We start from the raw sequence: 20,519 nt of genomic DNA on the forward strand, positions 1-20,519 counted from the left end.
ATTATTGATGAACTGGCAGTTCAGTGTTCTGAACCCCGGGGTTCGGCGCTAAACTGCCAGCCCCGAACGCCACGGCCAATACGAGGCTCACGCATGCAGTATCGCGACTTGCGCGACTTTATCAGCGGTCTGGAACAGCGCGGCGAACTCAAGCGCATCCAGGTTCCGGTGTCCCCAGTGCTGGAAATGACCGAGGTCTGCGACCGCACCTTGCGGGCCAAAGGCCCGGCGCTGCTGTTCGAGAACCCAACCGGCTATGACATCCCGGTGCTTGGCAACCTGTTCGGCACGCCAGAACGCGTGGCCCTGGGCATGGGGGCCGAAGCGGTTAGCGAGCTGCGCGAGATTGGCAAGCTGCTGGCCTTCCTCAAGGAACCCGAGCCGCCCAAGGGCCTGAAAGACGCCTGGTCCAAGCTGCCGATCTTCCGCAAGATCATCTCGATGGCGCCCAAGGTCGTCAAAGACGCGGTCTGCCAGGAGGTGGTCATCGAAGGCGACGACGTCGACCTGGCGATGCTGCCGGTGCAAACCTGCTGGCCGGGCGATGTCGGCCCGCTGATCACCTGGGGCCTGACGGTGACCAAGGGGCCGAACAAGGACCGGCAGAACCTCGGCATTTATCGTCAGCAGGTGATTGGCCGCAACAAGGTCATCATGCGCTGGTTGAGTCACCGTGGTGGCGCACTGGACTACCGCGAGTGGTGCGAGAAGCACCCGGGCCAGCCGTTCCCGGTGTCCGTGGCCCTGGGCGCTGACCCGGCAACCATTCTGGGGGCCGTGACGCCCGTGCCGGACAGCCTGTCCGAGTACGCCTTCGCCGGCCTCTTGCGCGGCAACCGCACCGAGCTGGTGAAGTGCCGTGGCAACGACCTGCAAGTACCGGCCACTGCCGAGATCATCCTGGAAGGCGTGATCCATCCGGGCGAGATGGCCGACGAAGGCCCTTACGGGGACCACACCGGCTATTACAACGAAGTCGACAGCTTCCCGGTGTTCACCGTCGAGCGCATCACCCATCGCATCAAGCCGATCTACCACAGCACCTACACCGGCCGTCCACCAGATGAACCGGCGATCCTCGGTGTGGCATTGAACGAAGTGTTCGTGCCGATCCTGCAAAAGCAGTTCCCGGAGATCACCGACTTCTACCTGCCGCCCGAGGGCTGCTCGTACCGCATGGCCATCGTGACCATGAAGAAGCAGTACCCGGGGCACGCGAAGCGAGTAATGCTGGGTGTCTGGTCGTTTTTACGACAGTTCATGTACACCAAGTTCGTTATCGTCACAGACGACGATATCAACGCCCGCGACTGGAACGACGTGATCTGGGCCATCACCACGCGCATGGACCCCAAGCGCGACACGGTGATGATCGATAACACGCCAATCGACTACCTCGACTTCGCCTCGCCGATTTCCGGTCTGGGGTCGAAGATGGGGCTCGATGCCACGCATAAGTGGCCTGGTGAAACCACTCGCGAGTGGGGCCGGGTAATCGTCAAGGATGAGGCGGTGACACGCCGGATCGATGCCATTTGGAATCAATTAGGAATAGATTGATGCGTGTAACCTTGCAGCCGTCAGGAGCAGTGCTAGAGATACTGCCCGGCGAGCGGATTCTCGATGGGGCGCGGCGCCTGGGCTATGAATGCCCGCAAAGCTGCCGTAACGGTAATTGTCACGTCTGTGCGGCGCTGCTGGTCGAAGGTCGGGTCGAGCAGTCCGGCGATGTACGCGACCACGGCGAGTTCTACACTTGCATTGCAGAGCCGCTGGAAGACTGCATCGTATTGTGGGATGGCGTCCTTGCGCTGGGAGAGTTGCCGGTGCGCACCTTGTCGTGTCAGGTCATTGAGTGCAAGGACGTTGGCGGGGACACCTGGCGGGTTCGCCTGCGGGCACCGGCCGGCAAACCGCCGCGCTATCACGCCGGCCAGTACCTGATGATCGAGCGTGAGAATGGCGAGAAATCGGCCTTTTCCCTAGCCTCGGCTCCCCATTCCGGTCGCGACCTGGAGATTCATGTACTGGCGCGCGAAGCCAGCGCACTGCGTCTGATCGAGCAATTGCAGCGCAATCGCATGGCGCGGGTCCAGTTACCGTTCGGTGACACCCACCTGGCGGAGCTGCCGGAGGGGCCGCTGGTATTGATCGCCGCAGGCACCGGTATGGGGCAGATCCACAGCCTGCTCGAGCATTGCCGGGCCAAAGGTTTCAAGTATCCGGTTCATCTGTATTGGGGCGTGCGCCGTCCTGAAGATTTTTACCAGATGGAACACTGGGATGAATGGATGAAACTGCCCAACCTGTTTCTGCATCAGGTTGTCAGCGACCTGTGCGGCTGGGAAGGGCGCTGCGGCATGTTGCACGAGGCGGTCTGCCAGGATTTCCCTGATCTCAAGGCCCTGCATGTCTACGCCAGCGGCTCGCCCGCGATGGTCTACGGCACGCTGGATGCACTGGTCGACGCCGGGATGGACGCCCATCAAATGCGCGCCGATGTATTTGCATATGCGCCGCGATCTTGATCCGCGCTCTTGAGCCACGATCTTGATCCACGCTCTTGAGCCGCATTCGTTAATCGAAACGCCTTTGTTATAACTCTCTCTATATATATCCCTTCGGTATTTATCCAGTTGGATAAATACCGATCGGCTATATGTCATTCAGACACCCCCTTCAGAACCATGCCATGGCACTTAAGTTGCCTTGAAACAAATGTGCCTTATTGTTACGCCGGTGCGTTCTATTGAGTAATTGTTTACCCGCGGGGAGCTGAACGCTATTCGCCATGACAGCCATTGAATCTGCTTTCTTGAATCTGGCTTACCCTCCGCGGCTCGATCTGGGGCCGCAACTGACGCACGAGCAATTGCTTCACTCCATGCAAAGCACCCTGGCCCGACACAAGGGCGGACCGGTGTGGTTGTTCGCCTACGGCTCATTGATCTGGCGCCCGGAATGCACGGCGGTCGAGCGGGTGCGCGCACGTGTGCATGGCTACCATCGCGGCTTGTACCTGTGGTCCCACGAACACCGTGGCACGCCGGAGTTGCCGGGCCTGGTGTTTGGCCTGGATCGGGGCGGTTCATGCAGTGGCTTTGCCTACCGTCTGCCCGAAGAGCAGCTGGAGGCTTCGCTCTATGCCCTTTGGCAGCGCGAAATGCCAGTCCCCTCCTATCGCCCGCACTGGCTCACCTGCCGGTTGGCGGATGGCGGCAAGGTTCAGGCATTGGGATTTGTGTTGGAGCGACACTTGCCCAGTTATGCCGGCAACTTGCCGGATCATGTACTGAGCCAGGTGTTCGAAAACGCTTGCGGGCGCTACGGCACCACTCGCGATTATGTCGAGCAGACCGCCAGCGCCCTGCGTAGCCACGCCATGCCAGATCGGAATCTGGAGGCGCGGCTCAAGCGTTGTGGGTCATCGAAGGATCAAGCGATCGCTTCACGGCCCTGACTGGCCACTTGTTTGTGCCACAGGGTCGGCGCGAGGAACGCCATGGCCAGCAGGCATGCGCCGATCAGCAGCACGAAACCGCCATCCCAGCCGAAGTGGTCCACGGTGTAGCCCATGGCGGCACTGGCCGCGACCGAGCCGCCCAGGTAGCCAAACAGACCGGTGAAGCCTGCCGCCGTGCCAGCGGCTTTCTTCGGCGCGAGTTCCAGCGCCTGCAGGCCGATCAGCATCACCGGGCCGTAGATCAGGAAGCCGATCGACACCAGTGCGATCATGTCGACTGTCGGGTTGCCGGCCGGGTTCAGCCAGTAAACCAGGGTGGCGACCGTCACCAGCGCCATGAACACCATGCCGGTCAGGCCGCGATTGCCACGGAACACCTTGTCCGACAGCCAGCCGCAGAGCAGGGTGCCCGGGATACCGGCCCACTCGTAGAGGAAGTACGCCCATGACGTCTTGTCGACGGTGAAGTGCTTGGCTTCCTTGAGGTAGGTCGGTGCCCAGTCCAGTACGCCGTAGCGCAGCAGGTAGACGAATACGTTGGCCAGGGCGATGTACCACAGCATTTTGTTGCGCAGCACGTACTTGACGAAGATGTCCTTGGCGCTGAATTCTTCTTCGTGGCTGGCATCGTAGCCGTGCGGGTAGTCGTTCTTGTACTTCTCGATCGGCGGCAGGCCCACCGACTGCGGGGTGTCGCGCATCACGATAAAGGCGAACACCGCGACCAGCAGCGCCACGGCGGCAGGTACGTAGAACGCCGCATGCCAGTCGTTGAACAGGCCCATGCCGATCAGGAACAGCGGGCCAATCAGGCCGCCGCCGACGTTGTGCGCGACGTTCCATACCGACACCACGCCACCGCGTTCCTTCTGCGACCACCAGTGCACCATGGTCCGCCCGCTCGGCGGCCAGCCCATGCCCTGGGCCCAGCCGTTGATGAACAGCAGGATGAACATCATGGTCACACTGGACGTCGCCCAGGGTGCGAAACCGAATACGAACATCACTCCGGCCGACACCAGCAGGCCAAATGGCAGGAAGTAACGTGGGTTGGAGCGGTCGGACACCAGGCCCATCAGGAACTTCGACAGGCCATAGGAAATCGCGATCGCCGACATCGCCAGACCCAGCTGACCGCGGGTATAGCCTTCTTCAATCAGGTAGGGCATGGCCAGGGAGAAGTTCTTGCGCAGCAGGTAGTAACCCGCATACCCAATGAATATCCCGGCGAAGATTTGCCAGCGTAGGCGCCGGTACGTGCTGTCTACGTCTTCTTCAGGCAATGGCGCCTGATGTGCGGCAGGGCGAAAGAAAGCAAACATTCAAGAGCTCCAGAATTCTTGTTTTGACTGCGGATGCGAATGTTACAGTTTCGTTACCGAAAATAGCACTGCTTCTCATCTGTTAAAAAGGCGTAAATGAACAAAGTCGCACATTCTTTTATGAACATGTCGCTCAGATATAAGTAGGCGACGGCGTAGGGCGTTTTACTTCGGCTGATATCAACGAGATCTACGCATAAAGAAGGGCGACGTTTTGGGAGGTTTCCCGCGTCTGGATCGGAAGTGGGGGGATGGGGTTGCCGGAGCGTGAGTTTTAACCTTTAGCGCGGGTGCCAAACCTGGTACATCGATCGTGGAGGGGCGTCATGCGCTGGCTTGGTCTGGTTTTACTGTTGTGTGTCGCAGGTGATGGGGTGGCCGGGGCTCTGTACCTGGTCCCGGATTACAATCCCAAGCCGAAGTACCCCAGGGAACTTCAACGGGCGGGAATTTCCGGCGAAGTGCAAATTGGCTTGACCATCCTCGCCGATGGCTCGGTCAGCCAGGTGAGGGTGCTGGAAAGCACCCATCCGGGTTTTGCCGAGGCAGCCAAGGCGGTTATCAGTCAGTGGCGCTTCAAGTCCTGGGCCGTCGATGCCGACACCCAGGCTGAAGTGGAGGTGATCGCGCCGATGCGTTTCAGTCTGGATCTGGATTTGCCTTTGGACGTTAACCAGTGGTTGAGTCGATTGCTGTGTCGGGAAATCACTCAATACACGGTCAATACGCCACGTTCGAGTTGGGTGGACACGACACCCTTTCATTACACCCGAGGGTATCTGTCAAACGTGTTTCACCGAGGGCAGTTACCCGAAACCGAGCGACTGGCGTTGATAGCCACGCTCAACGCCAGCGTGCCGGACATTGTTGATCGCTGCCGCGAGAATCCATCGCTCAAGTACAAACGAGTGGTCCCTGCAGAAATTCGCAAGTTGTTATAGAGGAAGGGGCGAGAGCGACCTGAACACCCTCTGCCGGTATTCAGGCCGTGGGTGCGATCTAGCGGACCTGTACCACCACCTTCCCGACCGCCTTGCGCTGGCCTAGATCGTTGATGGCTTGCGCAGCATTGCTGAGCGGATACACCTGGGACACCAGTGGCTTCAACTTGCCTTCGGCAAACCAGTTGAACAACTGCTGGAAGTTCGCCGCGTTGTCGTGTGGCTGGCGCTGGGCGAACGAGCCCCAGAACACCCCCACCACGGCTGCGCCTTTGAGCAGGGCCAGGTTCACGGGCAGTTCCGGGATGCGGCCGCTGGCAAAGCCCACCACCAGCAGGCGACCGTTCCAGGCGATGGCGCGAACCGCCTGGTCGAACAGGTCGCCGCCGACCGGGTCGTAGATCACGTCGGCACCCTGGCCATCGGTCAGGCGCTTTATTTCGTCCTTGAGGCTGTTTTCGCTGTAGTTGATCAGCTCATCGGCACCGGCGGCCTTGGCCACGGCAAGTTTCTCGGCGCTGCTCGCCGCGGCGATGACCCGGGCGCCCATGGCCTTGCCGATTTCCACGGCGGCCAGGCCCACGCCACCGGACGCGCCCAGCACCAGCAAGGTTTCCCCGGGTTGCAACTGGCCACGCTGTTTCAGGGCATGCATCGAGGTGCCGTAGGTCATGCTGAAGGCTGCGGCGGTGTTGAAGTCCATGGATGGCGGGATCGGCAACACGTTGTAGCCCGGCACTGCCACCTGCTCGGCAAAGCTGCCCCAGCCGGTCAGCGCCATGACCCGGTCGCCTACCTTGAGGTGGCTGACCTTTTCGCCGACCGCGCTGACCACACCTGCCGCCTCACCGCCCGGGGAAAACGGGAAGGGCGGCTTGAACTGGTACTTGCCCTCGATGATCAGCGTGTCCGGGAAGTTGACCCCGGCGGCGTGCACGTCCAGCAGGATTTCGTTCTTCTTGGCGACAGGACTGGCGACTTCTTCCAGCACCAGCGATTCGGCGGGGCCGAAGGCTTTGCACAGCACGGCTTTCATCAGGGCTATTCCTTTGGGAGTGATGGCCGATAAGTGTAGGTGTGTGAGTCAAGCGGTCAACGAGCATGCCCCGCCCTGATAGCCAGCCATAAGCTTTGCGCTTGGGCTTGTAGGGGCGGGTCGCTATGCTGGGCCGCAAACCGGATAAGGAGCGAATTGTGAGAGCGTGGATCATGTTGTTGCTGGCCCTGTCTCTGCCTGTGGCAGCGATGGCCGAAGAAGCCAAAGAGGGCGAGGCGCCGAAAGTCAGCTACATCAGCCTGAGCCCGCCGTTCGTGGGTAACTACGGCCTGGATGGCACGCCCAGGCTCAAGGTCTACAAGGCCGACGTGGCACTGCGGGTGACGGGTGATGAAGCGGCCAAGGCAGTGAAGGCCAACGAACCGTTGATCCGCAACCAATTGGTCGCGCTGTTCGCTCAGCAAACCACCGAGACCATGAACAATGTCGAAGCCAAAGAGAAGCTGCGCCAGGAAGCCTTGAAGCAGACCCAGCAGGTGATGAGCGACGAAACCGGTAAACCGGTGGTCGAGGATCTGCTGTTCAACAACCTGATTATTCAGTAAGGCGTGCTGCTTGCCGGCGACTGCCTGTGTGCAATCGCCGCATGGCTTACGAACGCAGCGCCAACACTGCCGCCCACTGCTCGGCTGTCACGGGCATCACCGACAGCCGTGAGCCTTTCTGTACCAGTGGCATGTCGGCCAGTGCGGTTTGTTGTTTGAGGTGGTCGAGTTTGAGCACGCGGGGAAACGTCTCGACGTGCGTGACATTGATCGCGCTCCAGGCGTTTTTTTCGGGCGTGGCTTTTGGGTCGTGGTAATGGCTTTCAGGCTCAAGCGCCGTCGGGTCCGGATAGGCGGCTTCGACAATCCGGCCGATCCCGGCAATCCCGGGTTCGGGGCAGCTGGAGTGGTAAAAGAAAAACTCGTCGCCAACCGCCATGGCCCGCAGGAAGTTGCGTGCCTGGTAGTTGCGAACGCCGTCCCAGCGGGCTTCGCCGAGCTTTTCAAGACCTTTGATCGAGAGCTCGTCGGGCTCGGATTTCATCAGCCAATAGGCCATCTTTTATGCTCCGAAAAGGGCGCTGGGAAAGTCGTTCGGCCATTTTATGACAAACCGACAGTCGGTTGGCGCCAGCGTTTGCGTGTCGCTGCACGTTACCGCAGAATGCCGGACTTTTAAGCAAGACGCGGCAAGCACGGCCTGTAACGGACACCGCTGCTGACATCGTGTGTGATATGCCTTGAGGGGGGCAATCGATGAAACGCAAACCGGATTTACTATGGGTTTTGGTGATTGTGTTCGGTTTGGGCGTCGTGACCACCGGTTACGCGCAGAGCCTATGGGCGAACAAGACCGATGCACCGATCGAAGTCGCGCAACAGGTACAACTCTTCAAGCGCTGATGCTCAACTAACAGGTGTCGCTGCCTTCGGTGGCGCCTGGTCTGCAAAATACCATCGTCTGTCAGTCACTGTTGCCTGCAAGGGTACATCCCAGCTCGCTTGAGCCAGTTTTTCGACTTTCTGGCATTCATGGGCCAGCCCCAGCAGGGTCGGCTTGCGCCAATTCTTGCGGCGCGCCAGATAGGCCAGGCTGCGGTCATAGAAGCCACCGCCCATCCCCAGCCGTCCACCGCTTTCGTCAAAACCGACCAACGGCAACAACACCAGATCCAGCGCCCAGACCTTGCGTTGCCGGGCCGGGTTGATCCGAGGCTCGGGGATGCGGAAGCGGTTGGGCCGCAGCTTTTCGCCGGGACGAACACGCTGGAAAACCATTTTGGTTCGCGGCCAGGCGCTGAGCACCGGCAGGTAGGTCGCCTTGCCCCGGCGTTGTGCTTCGCGCAGCAGCAAGCGCGGATCGATTTCACCGTCGGTGGGCAGGTACAGGGAAATATGTCTGGCTCGACGAAACAGTGGTTGTTGCGCCAACTGCTGATATAGCCCGCGGGCGGCCTGGCGTTGCTCACTGCGCGACAGGGCGCGGCGGGCCGTGCGCAGCATGCGTCGAAGTTGCGGGCGGGAAAGCGGCGCAGGTTCGGTCATCGTCATGGGCTGTTCGAGTGTCGAGGGCACCAGGACGGTGACGTCGTAAAAAGCCGATGTTGGCAATAACCAGCATCGGCTTGAATCAGGCTCCCCGGATGAACCGCTGTCAACTTGGCCCTTGAACCCGAAAGTTCAAGGTGGAAGATGCAGTAGGCTTTAAGGCTTTCCGTCTAGCGGACATGCACACCAGCCCAACGTGCAACCTCCAGGGTAGTGCGAATCGGCTCAGGGACATCGTCAACTGGCAAGAACCCCAGGGAGTGGCGCGAGTATACCGCAACCACCCTCAGGAATCAGCCTTTGCTGACATCCGTATCGCTGGACAGCGCCAGGTCCACGCGATCGAGCAGGTCGCGCACTTGCTCGCGGGTCGAGGCGCTGGCCTGCACGTCCGGTCGCTCCTGGCTGTGCAGCAGGTCGTGAGTGATGTTCAGCGCGGCCATCACGGCAATGCGGTCGGCCCCGATGACTTTGCCGCTGCTGCGGATTTCGCGCATCTTGCCGTCCAGGTAACGGGCGGCGCTCACCAGATTGCTGCGCTCTTCCTGGGGGCAAATGATCGAGTATTCTTTGTCGAGGATCTGCACGGTGACGCTATTGCTTGAACTCATGAGTCTTGCTCCAGGGCCTTGAGGCGCGAAATCATCGATTCGACCTTACGCCGGGCGATTTCATTTTTTTCAATGAGGTGCGCGCGTTCCTCGCGCCAGGTTTTTTCCTGAGCTAGTAAGAGTCCGTTTTGACTCTTAAGTTGCTCGACTCGAGTAATTAGCAGTTCGAGTCTGGCCATCAGCGCTTGCAGGTCGGTGTCTTCCATACGTGTTCCACAGGATTTGTCTGATGGGCGGTAACTGGCGGTCAGCCTTTAATAGTCTTGGCGTGTCTGTCGATGTAGGATACAGGGCTTCATTCTAGACATAGCGCCGCTTGGCGCCTAGCTGCCCATGCCCATTCAGAATTCTCCGTATCAAGCCTTCGCCACCCTGCTGAGTTCCAGCGGTCATCCCGTCTCGCCCGCCGAACTGCACGGCCTGTTGCTCGGTCGCAGCTGCGCCGGCGCCGGCTTCGAAGTGGACGGCTGGCTGGTCGATGCCGCCGAACTGCTCGAAGGTGAACCACAAGACAACGTTCGCAACGCCCTGATCGGCCTGCAGGAGATGGTCAAGGGCGAGCTGACCGGCGACGACATGACCGTCGTTCTGCTGCTGCCGTCCGACGACGCGCCGCTCACCGAGCGCGCGGCCGCACTGGGCCAGTGGTGCCAGGGCTTCCTCAGCGGGTTTGGCCTGAACTGCCGTGACAGCAGCGCGCTGAGCACCGAAGCCAGCGAAGTGTTGCAGGACCTGGCGGCCATCGCTCAGGTGCAAGACGCCCTGGAAGAGTCCGACGACGGCGAAAGCGACTACATGGAAGTCATGGAGTACCTGCGGGTTGCCCCATTGCTGCTGTTCACCGAGACCAGCAAGGCGGCACCCGCTGCCAAGCCTTCTCTGCACTGATCCGCCTGCAAGGGACCTCCACCTGCCCATGATCCATATCCCGAAATCGGAATACACCCGTCGCCGCAAGGCGCTGATGGCGCAGATGGAACCCAACAGTATCGCAATCCTGCCGGCCGCCGCCGTGGCGATCCGCAATCGCGACGTCGAGCACGTCTACCGGCAGGACAGCGACTTTCAATACCTCAGCGGTTTTCCCGAGCCTCAGGCCGTCATCGTCCTGATGCCTGGCCGGGAACATGGTGAATACATTCTGTTCTGCCGCGAACGCAACGCCGAGCGCGAACTGTGGGACGGCCTGCGGGCCGGACAGGAAGGCGCCATCCGTGAGTACGGTGCCGACGATGCCTTCCCGATTACCGACATCGACGACATCCTGCCGGGCCTGATCGAAGGCCGTGACCGGGTGTATTCGGCCATGGGTAGCAACCCGGAGTTCGACCGGCACCTGATGGACTGGATCAACGTGATCCGCTCTAAAGCGCACCTGGGTGCCCAGCCGCCGAACGAATTCGTTGCCCTGGATCATCTGCTGCACGACATGCGCCTGTATAAATCGGCGGCAGAAGTGAAGGTGATGCGCGAAGCCGCGCGGATTTCCGTGCAGGCGCATATCCGTGCGATGCAGGCCAGCCGTGCCGGTTTGTACGAGTTCAGCCTGGAAGCGGAGCTCGACTACGAATTCCGCAAGGGCGGGGCGAAAATGCCGGCCTATGGCTCGATCGTCGCCAGCGGGCGCAACACCTGCATCCTGCATTACCAGAGCAATGACGCACTGCTCAAGGACGGGGATCTGGTGCTGATCGACGCCGGTTGCGAGATCGACTGCTACGCCAGCGATATCACCCGCACCTGGCCGGTCAACGGCAAGTTTTCAGCAGAGCAGAAAGCGATCTACGAGCTGGTGCTGGCATCGCAGGAAGCCGCATTCGCCCAGATTGCACCGAACAAACACTGGAACCAGGCGCACGAGGCGACGGTTCAAGTGATTACGGCCGGCCTGGTGCGGCTCGGTCTGTTGCACGGCGATGTCGACGAGTTGATCGCCAGCGAAGCCTACAAGGCGTTTTACATGCATCGCGCCGGCCATTGGCTGGGCATGGATGTCCATGATGTTGGCGAGTACAAGGTCGGCGGTGAATGGCGGGTGCTGGAAGTCGGCATGGCCTTGACCGTCGAACCGGGCATCTACATTGCCCCGAACAACCTGAACGTGGCGAAGAAATGGCGCGGCATTGGCGTGCGCATCGAGGATGACGTGGTGGTAACCAGACAAGGCTGTGAAATCCTGACCCGGGGTGTGCCGAAAACGGTCGCCGAGATCGAGGCCCTGATGGCCGCGGCACGGACCCAAGCCGCATGAGCCGCGTCAATCTGGCAATCATTGGTGGCGGCCTGGTCGGTGCCAGCCTGGCGCTGGCCTTGCAGGCCGGGGCCAAGAGCCGTGGCTGGAAGATCGTGCTGATCGAACCCTTCGCGCCCGGCGACAGTTACCAGCCCAGCTATGACGCACGTTCGTCGGCGTTGTCGTTTGGCGCCCGGCAGATTTATCAACGGCTGGGCCTGTGGCAGGAAATTTCCCGTCGCGCCGAGCCGATCAAGCAAATCCATGTCTCCGACCGCGGACGTTTTTCGACCGCGCGGCTGTCGGCCATGGAAGAGGGCGTTCCGGCTCTCGGTTACGTGGTGGAAAACGCCTGGCTGGGTCAATGCCTCTGGCAAGGTCTGGACAAGGACGTGATCAGCTGGCGCTGCCCAGCCGAAGTCACGCGCATGGAACCGCTGGAAGACGGCTATCGCCTGACCCTCAACGATGAAACCTGCCTTGAATGCGACCTCGCGGTATTGGCCGATGGCGGCCGTTCGGGGCTGCGTGAGCAACTGGGGATCGGCGTCAAGAAACGCCCGTATAACCAGAGTGCGTTGATTGCCAACATCACCCCGAGCGAAGCGCACAACGGCATGGCCTTCGAACGCTTCACCGATGACGGCCCGATGGCCCTGTTGCCGCTGCCGGAAAACCGCTGCGCGCTAGTCTGGACCCGTCAGGGCATGGACGCGCAGCGCTTGGCCGACCTGGATGAGCGCAGTTTCCTTAGCGAACTGCAGGGTGTGTTCGGCTATCGCCTGGGCTCGTTGAAACAGGTGGGTGCCCGGCATCTGTATCCCTTGTCGCTGATCGAGGCCGAAGAGCAGGTGCGTCCGCATCTGGCTGTGCTGGGCAATGCCGCCCACAGCCTGCACCCGATTGCCGGCCAAGGGTTCAACCTGTCGTTGCGCGATGCCCAGGCGCTGGCTGAAGCCTTGCTCGCCAACCCGGGCTCCCCGGGCGATTTCGCTACGTTGCAGGCCTATCGCGAACGCCAGCGGCTGGACCAGAACCTGACCGTGGGTTTCTCCGATCAGGTGACCCGCTTGTTCGGCAGCACTCAGCCGCTGGTGTCCCTGGGCCGTAACATCGGCCTGCTGGGCCTGGACCTGTTGCCGCCGGCCAAACGCTGGTTCGCCCGGCAGGCCATGGGCCTGGGAACACGTTCCGATGTTTAAGAAAACCCTTTACGTGCGGCTCAAGCCGCAAGCGAGACAGGCTTAAAGCATGGACATGCGCGCAGATCTGCTGATTGTCGGGGCCGGAATGGTCGGGAGTGCCTTGGCGCTGGCGTTACAGAACAGCGGGCTGGAAGTCCTGCTGCTCGATGGCAGCCCCCTGAGCGTCAAGCCATTCGATGCGCAGTCGCCGTTCGAGCCGCGGGTGAGCGCCTTGTCGGCTGCCAGCCAGCGGATCCTTGAGCGTCTGGGCGTGTGGGAAGGCGTCGTCAAACGCCGCTGCAGCCCTTACTCGGACATGCAGGTCTGGGACGGCAGTGGCACCGGGCAGATCCATTTCTCGGCCGCCAGCGTTCATGCCCAAGCCCTGGGGCATATCGTCGAGAATCGGGTGGTTCAGGATGCGTTGCTCGAGCGCCTGCACGACTGCGACCTGGGCCTGCTGGCCAATGCCCGTCTGGAGCAGATGCGCCGTTCCGGTGATGACTGGCTGCTGACCCTGGCCGACGGTCGCACGCTGCGCGCTCCGCTGGTGATCGCGGCGGATGGCGCCAACTCGGCGGTGCGTCGCCTGACCGGCGTCGCGACCCGGGAGTGGGATTACCTGCATCATGCCATCGTTACCAGCGTTCGCAGTTCGTTGCCGCACCAGATGACGGCATGGCAACGCTTTACCGATCACGGTCCGCTGGCGTTCCTGCCCCTGGAGCGTGATGGACAACAGGATTGGTGCTCGATCGTCTGGTCGACCACCCCGGACGAAGCCGAGCGCTTGATGGCGCTGGATGACCAAGGCTTCTGCCGCGAGCTGGAGCGTGCCTTCGAGGGCCGCCTGGGTACGGTGCTGAGTGCCGACCCGCGCCTCTGTGTGCCGTTGCGTCAGCGCCACGCCAAACGCTATGTGGCCGAGGGCCTGGCCCTGATCGGCGATGCGGCCCACACCATCCACCCGCTGGCCGGGCAAGGCGTCAACCTGGGCTTCCTCGATGCGGCGGTGCTGGCTGAGGTGTTGTTGCAAGCGGCCAGCCGTGGCGAGCGCCTGGCGGATGTTAAAGTCCTCAGTCGCTATGAGCGTCGGCGCATGCCCCACAATTTGGCGCTGATGGCGGCGATGGAAGGGTTCGAGCGCTTGTTCCAGGCCGACCCGCTGCCGCTGCGCTGGTTGCGCAATACTGGCTTGAAAGTGGTCGACCAGATGCCCGAAGCCAAGGCGCTGTTCGTGCGCCAGGCGCTGGGGTTGAGCGGTGACCTGCCGGAGCTGGCCAAGGCCTGAGGCGGCGGAACATTCATCACGACACGTCTGTCGCGCAACATTTGGTAACGCCTGCGCAGAGGGATCGGTTGAGAAGGCAAATGTGAGTCCTTATCATTTCGACTCACTTCAAATATCGAGAGACCGCTCCCATGTTGGCACCGAAGCGTCTACTGACAGCCATTGCCCTGACCCTGATTGGTACTGCGGCGCAGGCCGCCGACGAGGTAGTGGTCTACTCCTCGCGTATCGATGAGCTGATCAAGCCCGTCTTCGATGCCTACACCGAGAAAACCGGTGTGAAGGTGAAGTTCATCACCGACAAGGAAGCGCCACTGATGCAGCGCATCAAGGCCGAAGGTGAAAACGCCACCGCCGACCTGCTGCTGACCGTCGATGCTGGCAACCTGTGGCAGGCCGAGCAAATGGGCATCCTGCAGCCATTTACCTCCAAGGTCATCGACGCCAACATCCCGCTGCAATACCGCGCCGCGTCCCATGCCTGGACCGGTTTGAGCCTGCGCGCCCGTACCCTGGCCTACTCCACCGAGCGGGTAAAACCTTCGGAAATGACCACCTACGAAGCGCTGGCGGACAAGCAGTGGGAAGGCCGTCTGTGCCTGCGCACCGCGAAGAAGGTCTACAACCAGTCGTTGACCGCCACCCTGATCGAAACCCATGGCGCGGCCAAGACCGAAGAAATCATCAAGGGCTGGGTCAACAACCTCGCTACGGACGTATTCTCCGATGACACCGCCGTGCTGGAAGCCATCGCCGCCGGGCAGTGTGACGTCGGAATCGTCAACACTTACTACTACGGTCGTCTGCACAAGCAGAAGCCAGCCCTGCCGGTCAAACTGTTCTGGCCGAACCAGGCCGACCGTGGTGTCCACGTGAACCTGTCGGGCATCGGCCTGACCAAGTATGCGCCGCACCCGGAAGCCGCCAAGGCCCTGGTGGAGTGGATGACCACGCCTGAAGCGCAAAAGATCTTCGCCGACGTCAACCAGGAATTCCCGGCCAACCCGAGCGTGAAGCCATCGGCGGAAGTCGAAGCCTGGGGCAAGTTCATCCCCGATACCTTGCCGGTTGAAGTGGCTGGTCTGCGCCAGGCCGAAGCCATTCGTTTGATGGACCGCGCTGGCTGGAACTGAGTCACCCGGTATACTGCGCGTGTGGCGAGGGGGCTTGCTCCCGCATGGGGGTGAAGCGCCCCCGAATTGATCGTTCCTACGCGCAACAAAGGAACGTCGCCCCGGATGCTTCGCATCCAACCCTTTCAAGCGTGACGCCGAGCGTCACCGGCCATGTGCCCACGCAGAGCGTGGGCACAATCATTTGAGAGACAGTTTTTTGGCCCATCCCGCCCAACGCCGCTGGTACCCCCTGGTCTTCGCCATCGCCGCGTTGGTCCTGCTACCGCTGAGCGTGTTGCTGCTGTCGTGGCAAACCGTCGACCTGCAAATCTGGTCCCACCTGTGGGACACCCAGATGCCACGGTTGCTGGGCAACACCCTGACCCTGATCCTCGGCGTCGGCGTGGGTGTCACGCTGCTGGGGGTGAGCCTGGCGTGGCTGACCAGCCTGTGCGAGTTTCCCGGACGCCGCTGGCTGGATTGGGCGCTGATGCTGCCGTTTGCGATCCCGGCCTACGTACTGGCGTTCGTCTTTGTCGGCTTGCTGGATTTTTCCGGACCGGTGCAAACCCTGCTGCGGGAATGGTTTGGCAGTGGCTTGCGGCTGCCACGGGTGCGTTCCACCGGTGGCGTGATCCTGGTGCTGGTGCTGGTGTTCTATCCCTATGTCTACCTGTTGGCGCGCACGGCGTTCCTGGCCCAGGGCAAGGGCCTGATGGAAGCGGCGCGGGTGTTGGGCCAATCGCCGTGGCAGGCGTTCTGGCGCGTGGCCCTGCCCATGGCGCGCCCGGCCATCGGCGCGGGCGTGGCCCTGGCCTTGATGGAGACGCTGGCGGACTTCGGTGCGGTATCGGTGTTCAACTTCGACACTTTCACCACTGCGATCTACAAGACCTGGTACGGCTTCTTCAGCCTGTCGAGCGCGGCGCAACTGGCCAGCCTGTTGCTGTTGGTGGTGATGGTGCTGTTGTATGGCGAGCGCCGTGCCCGGGGGGCTGCGCGGGCCACCAATGAGCGTCCGCGAGGTCAGGCGCTCTATCACCTGCGCGGGCTCAAGGCGCTGGCCGCGACCACCTGGTGCGGCCTGGTGTTTGCCTGTGCGTTCGTGATTCCGCTGCTGCAACTGTTGGCGTGGTTTTGGCAGCGCGGTCGTTTCGACCTCGACGAACGGTATGCCGGGCTAATCCTGCACACCTTGTACCTGGGGGCCATGGCCGCGCTGATCACGGTCTGCGTGGCGTTGTTGCTGGCGTTTGCCCGGCGCCTGGCGCCGACCCGGACGATTCGCTCCGGGATCAGCGTGGCCAACATCGGCTACGCCTTGCCCGGTTCGGTGCTGGCGGTCTCGATCATGCTTGCGTTCAGTTACCTGGACCGCGAACTGGTGGTGCCGCTGTCGGGCTGGCTGGGCGGTGCAGGCAAGCCGCTGCTGCTCGGCAGCCTGTCGGCGCTGCTACTGGCCTATCTGGTGCGGTTCATTGCAGTGGCTTACGGGCCGCTGGAAAACAGCCTGGCACGGATCCGGCCGTCGCTGCCTGAAGCGGCCCGCAGTCTGGGGGTCAGCGGACCGCGACTGTTTTTCAAAGTGTATCTGCCGTTGCTGCTGCCGGGCACCTTGAGTGCAGCGTTGCTGGTGTTTGTCGATGTGCTCAAGGAAATGCCTGCTACCTTGCTGATGCGCCCGTTTGGCTGGGACACGCTGGCGGTACGGGTCTTTGAAATGACCAGTGAAGGCGAGTGGGCACGGGCTTCATTGCCGGCCTTGACCCTGATTCTGGTGGGCCTGTTACCGGTCATCGGCTTGATCCGTCGCTCGGCTCATCGCATCGGTTAGGTGCCAGTCCTACACCTTGCGGCTACAATGCGCGGCATTCGGTGCGGATCGTCCTTCAGACCGGGTAACTGAAACTGGCTGAAAGCCTTATATTTCAAGGCTTTCACTCACGCAGTGCCTGTCCGCACCTTCGCCAAGCCCGGAAGGAGAAACCCATGGGACAGCGTACGCCTCTGTATGACCTTCATCTCGCACTCGGCGCGAAGATGGTCGATTTTGGCGGTTGGGATATGCCACTGCATTACGGCTCGCAGGTCGAGGAACACCATCAGGTGCGCCGCGATTGCGGGGTTTTCGATGTATCCCATATGACCGTGATCGATGTCAGCGGCCCCCAGGCCAAGGCCTGGCTCCAGCATTTGCTGGCCAATGATGTCGAACGCCTGCACAGCAATGGCCGTGCCTTGTACAGCACCATGCTCAATGAGCGCGGCGGGGTGGTCGACGACATGATCGTCTATCGCCTGGAAGACACTTATCGCCTGGTGGTGAACGCCGCCACCCGCGATCAGGACCTGGCCTGGATGCACGCCCAGCTCGGCGACTTTCACGTGCAACTGCACGAGCGCAGCGAACTGGCGATGTTGGCGATTCAAGGCCCGCACGCCCGGCAAAAGATCGCCGAACTGGTGACCCAGTCGCGTGGCGCTCTGATCCAGCAACTCAAACCCTTCGAAGGCCAGTGCGACGGTGACTGGTTCATTGCCCGTACCGGCTACACCGGCGAAGATGGCCTGGAGATAGCCCTGCCGGCCGATCAGGCCCCTGCATTCTTCAACGACCTGGTGGGTGCCGGTATCTCGCCGATTGGCCTCGGTGCCCGTGACACACTGCGTCTTGAGGCCGGCATGAACCTGTACGGTCAGGACATTCACCAGGATGTTTCACCGCTGGCCTCCAACATGGCCTGGAGCATCGCCTGGGAGCCGACCACTCGTCAGTTCATCGGTCGCGCCGCGCTGGAAGCCGAACAGGCCGCTGGTGTGCAGCAAAAACTGGTGGGTCTGGTGCTCGAAGAGCGTGGGGTTTTGCGTGCGCATCAGGTGGTTCGTATCGCCGATGTTGGCGAAGGGGAGATCACCAGTGGTAGTTTCTCTCCTACGCTGAGCAAATCGATCGCCCTGGCGCGGGTGCCGATGGCAACTGCCGACCGGGCAGAAGTGGAAATCCGTGGCAAGTGGTACCCGGTCCGGGTGGTCAAACCGACCTTCGTGCGTCATGGCAAAACCTTGATCTAACCTTTTCTGGCGGGCAACGACCGCTGACATTTTTTTGAGGACACAGAACATGAGCGATATCCCAACCGACCTGCGTTATGCCGAAAGTCACGAATGGGCCCGCCTGGATGAGGATGGCGGCGTGAAAGTGGGGATTTCAGACCATGCTCAGGAAGCCTTGGGTGATGTCGTGTTCGTCGAGTTGCCGGAAATCGGCAAAGTGTTCGCCGCCGGCGATGCTGCGGGTGTAGTCGAGTCGGTCAAGGCCGCTTCGGATATCTACTCGCCCGTCTCCGGTACAGTCATTGCCATTAACGAAGCGTTGGCCGATAACCCGGAACTGGTCAACAGCGCACCCTATGACAGCTGGTTCTTCAAGCTCGAGCCAAGTGATACCACTGAGCTGGACAAGTTGCTCGACCCCACTGCCTACAAGAGCGCTATCGGCGAGTAATCACCGCCGTCAGCGAATTCTCTGCAAGAGCGCCGCGTATCCCTGGCCAGGGAACGCGGTGTTTTTCGTTCAATGCCATGCATAAGGCATCTGTAGCCTGGTGCTGGCAGGCCTAACGTTTTCTTCCGATGGCCAGAACGTTGTTCACCCTGGCATTCAGGGCCATGACCTCATCTGCTGTCAGACGCGCTGCCGGTTCACCAGGAACCCAGGCGCCACTGTTGTTGAAAGTGATTGTTTGGGATTCCCCATCGTTTACGGTTGCGACGTAAACGTTGGAAAGACCACCTGGGATTAACGAACCGTTAGCCTGGGGCGCGCCAAACCATAGCTGGAACTCGTTTTTCGGCGTCATGGTCGCTGTACCAATACCCATGCCTCCTGAACAATTCACCCAGAGGCTCCGCCCAGTGGAGTCCAGTAATATTTCCCGTGGATTGGCTGGGAGCTGGTTGATAATTGAGACGACCCCCGATGTACTGCCATTCGTTGCGGGACTGAACACGCCATACTTATTCAATGTTGTTGTTTGGCCGGTATAAATAGGCAGGTTTTTCCCCCCTGACGTGAAGTTGATATCCCCCTCTTGAAGTGGAGTGTTTGTAAAATTTACCATGTAGGAGGTGTTAGTCATGTCAAAGATATTTTTGTATTGATAGCTGGGTTGGCCGAGTGTGGCGAATGGAAGTTTTGAAAGCCATATGACGGTGAAGCTATCGTTTACCTTTTTTGCCAGATAGAGGCTGTAGTTATTGTTTTTTTGTGCGACCAGTTGATCTTCTTCTATATAAATCACGATCTGTTGATTGCTCATGGCCGATCTCCCATTCATCCTGTGGGTGATTTCATGCCGCGTTCCGAATACACCAGGCCTGGTTCGACTTCGGCTTCGTCAGTCTCAACAAAAAACCCTGTAGATCCTCGATGTACAGGGTTTTTAGGGGGCCACGAAACACCCGGACTCTAAAGACGGTCAACGACATGCACAGTCTTCATACTCCATTGCGCAGGCGAGGCTGGTTATGCGGCCTTGATCCCGAGCCTGGCGTGAAGTGCCGCCACTTCCTTGTCACTGAGACGGTCGGCGGGCTCACCCGGAACCCAGACACCGGCGTTGGTATAGGTGATGATCACTGTTTGCCCATCGACCATGGACACGACGGTCGAGTAAGACACGTTTTGGGCAATGAGTGAGCCGGTTTCCTGAAGATTGCCAAACCACAGTTGGTATTCACTTTTTGGTGTCAGGGTTGCGGTGCCAATGTTCATGCCGCTCTGCCGGTTCACCCAGAGATTATTGCCTTTGGCATCCAGCAAAATTTCATGTGGATTGGCCTGCAACTGGTTGCTGATCAAGATATCGGATGCCTTGGCATCATTTTTCGGCGGTGAGAATGTACCGTTTGCATCCAGTATGGTTGACTGCCCTGTGCTGATGGCTCGGTTTTTCCCACCGGACGTGAAGGTGACATTGCCGGTTGTCACCGGGTCGTTCGTGTAGTTGACCATGAAGGACGGAGTCGTGATGTCGAACGTGTTTTTGTATTGATAACTGGGGTTGTTGACGGTGGCGACGGGACCTTTCGATTGCCAGATGACAGTGAAGTCATTATTTACTTTCTTTGCAAGATAGAAACTATAGTTGTTGTTTTTTTGCGCTTTCAGCTGTTCTTCTTCGATGTATGCAATTATTTGCTGGCTGCTCATGTTGAACTCCATTTCGATAGATTTTAAACGTGGGTTTTGGGTGGCTGTTTAGTGGCT

General features: G+C 60.4%; 22 protein-coding genes and 1 other RNA gene. 14 read left to right on the plus strand and 9 right to left on the minus strand.

Annotated features, from left to right (window positions below; translation table 11 throughout):
• Positions 1-93: 93 nt before the first annotated feature.
• The 3 genes from ubiD (at position 94) to CKW07_RS16205 (ending at position 3,460) form a co-directional block, all read left to right on the plus strand.
• Positions 94-1,560 (plus strand): 4-hydroxy-3-polyprenylbenzoate decarboxylase, encoded by a 1,467-nt coding sequence (ubiD, locus tag CKW07_RS16195; protein WP_095081871.1) that lies wholly within the window; start codon positions 94-96, stop codon positions 1,558-1,560.
• Positions 1,560-2,528, plus strand: a complete 969-nt coding sequence (locus CKW07_RS16200) for a CDP-6-deoxy-delta-3,4-glucoseen reductase (RefSeq protein ID WP_095145888.1) — start codon at positions 1,560-1,562, stop codon at positions 2,526-2,528. Before ubiD ends, CKW07_RS16200 begins: the two co-directional genes overlap by 1 nt.
• Before the next feature lie 263 nt (positions 2,529-2,791).
• The gene (locus CKW07_RS16205; protein ID WP_095145890.1) at positions 2,792-3,460 is read left to right on the plus strand and encodes a gamma-glutamylcyclotransferase; all 669 of its coding nucleotides are present in this window, start codon (positions 2,792-2,794) and stop codon (positions 3,458-3,460) included.
• On the opposite strand, the gene glpT is transcribed toward CKW07_RS16205, so the two are convergent.
• Positions 3,436-4,785, minus strand: a complete 1,350-nt coding sequence (gene glpT / locus CKW07_RS16210; protein WP_095145891.1) for a glycerol-3-phosphate transporter — start codon at positions 4,783-4,785, stop codon at positions 3,436-3,438. The genes CKW07_RS16205 and glpT overlap by 25 nt on opposite strands.
• Positions 4,786-5,111: 326 nt before the next feature.
• On the opposite strand from glpT, the gene CKW07_RS16215 reads away from it, so the two are divergent.
• Entirely contained in the window at positions 5,112-5,726 is a 615-nt protein-coding gene (locus tag CKW07_RS16215; protein WP_095145893.1) for an energy transducer TonB, read from the plus strand.
• A gap of 58 nt (positions 5,727-5,784) precedes the next feature.
• Here CKW07_RS16215 and CKW07_RS16220 read toward each other — a convergent pair whose 3' ends face one another.
• Positions 5,785-6,762, minus strand: a complete 978-nt coding sequence (locus CKW07_RS16220) for an NADPH:quinone oxidoreductase family protein (RefSeq protein ID WP_095145894.1) — start codon at positions 6,760-6,762, stop codon at positions 5,785-5,787.
• Between the two features lie 158 nt (positions 6,763-6,920).
• On the opposite strand from CKW07_RS16220, the gene CKW07_RS16225 reads away from it, so the two are divergent.
• Positions 6,921-7,328, plus strand: coding sequence for a flagellar basal body-associated protein FliL (locus CKW07_RS16225; protein ID WP_095145896.1), 408 nt, complete (start codon positions 6,921-6,923; stop codon positions 7,326-7,328).
• Between the two features lie 46 nt (positions 7,329-7,374).
• Here the strand turns inward: CKW07_RS16225 and CKW07_RS16230 are convergent, their stop codons facing one another.
• Positions 7,375-7,827 carry an EVE domain-containing protein gene (locus CKW07_RS16230; RefSeq protein ID WP_095145898.1) on the minus strand — a complete coding sequence of 151 codons (453 nt, stop codon included), beginning with the start codon at positions 7,825-7,827 and terminating at the stop codon, positions 7,375-7,377.
• 197 nt (positions 7,828-8,024) lie between these two features.
• On the opposite strand from CKW07_RS16230, the gene CKW07_RS25475 reads away from it, so the two are divergent.
• Entirely contained in the window at positions 8,025-8,171 is a 147-nt protein-coding gene (locus CKW07_RS25475; RefSeq protein WP_095145900.1) for a hypothetical protein, read from the plus strand.
• A gap of 3 nt (positions 8,172-8,174) precedes the next feature.
• Here the strand turns inward: CKW07_RS25475 and CKW07_RS16240 are convergent, their stop codons facing one another.
• The 4 genes from CKW07_RS16240 to CKW07_RS16255 all read right to left on the minus strand — a co-directional run bounded on the left by CKW07_RS16240 (position 8,175) and on the right by CKW07_RS16255 (position 9,633).
• Positions 8,175-8,813 (minus strand): 5-formyltetrahydrofolate cyclo-ligase, encoded by a 639-nt coding sequence (locus CKW07_RS16240; RefSeq protein ID WP_095146165.1) that lies wholly within the window; start codon positions 8,811-8,813, stop codon positions 8,175-8,177.
• Positions 8,814-8,900: 87 nt separating this feature from the next.
• Positions 8,901-9,079: non-coding RNA, 6S RNA (ssrS, locus tag CKW07_RS16245), on the minus strand.
• A 30-nt stretch (positions 9,080-9,109) separates the two neighbouring features.
• Positions 9,110-9,427 carry a cell division protein ZapA gene (locus CKW07_RS16250; RefSeq protein ID WP_095081860.1) on the minus strand — a complete coding sequence of 106 codons (318 nt, stop codon included), beginning with the start codon at positions 9,425-9,427 and terminating at the stop codon, positions 9,110-9,112.
• Positions 9,424-9,633: a TIGR02449 family protein gene (locus tag CKW07_RS16255; RefSeq protein ID WP_007982902.1), complete on the minus strand. Its 210-nt coding sequence runs from the start codon at positions 9,631-9,633 to the stop codon at positions 9,424-9,426. Before CKW07_RS16255 ends, CKW07_RS16250 begins: the two co-directional genes overlap by 4 nt.
• 127 nt (positions 9,634-9,760) lie before the next feature.
• On the opposite strand from CKW07_RS16255, the gene CKW07_RS16260 reads away from it, so the two are divergent.
• The 8 genes from CKW07_RS16260 (at position 9,761) to gcvH (ending at position 18,755) form a co-directional block, all read left to right on the plus strand.
• Positions 9,761-10,315, plus strand: a complete 555-nt coding sequence (locus CKW07_RS16260) for a YecA family protein (protein ID WP_095145902.1) — start codon at positions 9,761-9,763, stop codon at positions 10,313-10,315.
• Positions 10,316-10,343: 28 nt separating this feature from the next.
• Positions 10,344-11,678 (plus strand): Xaa-Pro aminopeptidase, encoded by a 1,335-nt coding sequence (pepP, locus tag CKW07_RS16265; RefSeq protein ID WP_095145904.1) that lies wholly within the window; start codon positions 10,344-10,346, stop codon positions 11,676-11,678.
• Entirely contained in the window at positions 11,675-12,862 is a 1,188-nt protein-coding gene (gene ubiH, locus CKW07_RS16270; RefSeq protein ID WP_095145906.1) for a 2-octaprenyl-6-methoxyphenyl hydroxylase, read from the plus strand. Before pepP ends, ubiH begins: the two co-directional genes overlap by 4 nt.
• Before the next feature lie 55 nt (positions 12,863-12,917).
• Positions 12,918-14,135, plus strand: a complete 1,218-nt coding sequence (locus tag CKW07_RS16275) for a 2-octaprenyl-3-methyl-6-methoxy-1,4-benzoquinol hydroxylase (protein ID WP_176465330.1) — start codon at positions 12,918-12,920, stop codon at positions 14,133-14,135.
• A 131-nt stretch (positions 14,136-14,266) separates the two neighbouring features.
• Positions 14,267-15,268, plus strand: coding sequence for an extracellular solute-binding protein (locus CKW07_RS16280; protein ID WP_095145909.1), 1,002 nt, complete (start codon positions 14,267-14,269; stop codon positions 15,266-15,268).
• Between the two features lie 199 nt (positions 15,269-15,467).
• Positions 15,468-17,084, plus strand: a complete 1,617-nt coding sequence (locus CKW07_RS16285) for an iron ABC transporter permease (RefSeq protein ID WP_095145911.1) — start codon at positions 15,468-15,470, stop codon at positions 17,082-17,084.
• Positions 17,085-17,239: 155 nt separating this feature from the next.
• A complete protein-coding gene (gene gcvT, locus CKW07_RS16290) occupies positions 17,240-18,322 on the plus strand; it encodes a glycine cleavage system aminomethyltransferase GcvT (protein WP_095145913.1) in 1,083 nt (360 codons plus the stop codon).
• A gap of 49 nt (positions 18,323-18,371) precedes the next feature.
• Positions 18,372-18,755, plus strand: a complete 384-nt coding sequence (gene gcvH / locus CKW07_RS16295; protein WP_095145915.1) for a glycine cleavage system protein GcvH — start codon at positions 18,372-18,374, stop codon at positions 18,753-18,755.
• A 112-nt stretch (positions 18,756-18,867) separates the two neighbouring features.
• On the opposite strand, the gene CKW07_RS16300 is transcribed toward gcvH, so the two are convergent.
• Together CKW07_RS16300 and CKW07_RS16305 are read right to left on the minus strand one after the other, a co-directional pair.
• Complete coding sequence (locus CKW07_RS16300) at positions 18,868-19,569, minus strand: hypothetical protein (protein WP_095145917.1); 702 nt, start codon at positions 19,567-19,569, stop codon at positions 18,868-18,870.
• Between the two features lie 206 nt (positions 19,570-19,775).
• Positions 19,776-20,462, minus strand: a complete 687-nt coding sequence (locus CKW07_RS16305; protein ID WP_095145919.1) for a hypothetical protein — start codon at positions 20,460-20,462, stop codon at positions 19,776-19,778.
• Positions 20,463-20,519 lie beyond the last annotated feature (57 nt).

The organism is Pseudomonas sp. Irchel s3b6, from assembly GCF_900187415.1.
Classification (GTDB): domain Bacteria; phylum Pseudomonadota; class Gammaproteobacteria; order Pseudomonadales; family Pseudomonadaceae; genus Aquipseudomonas.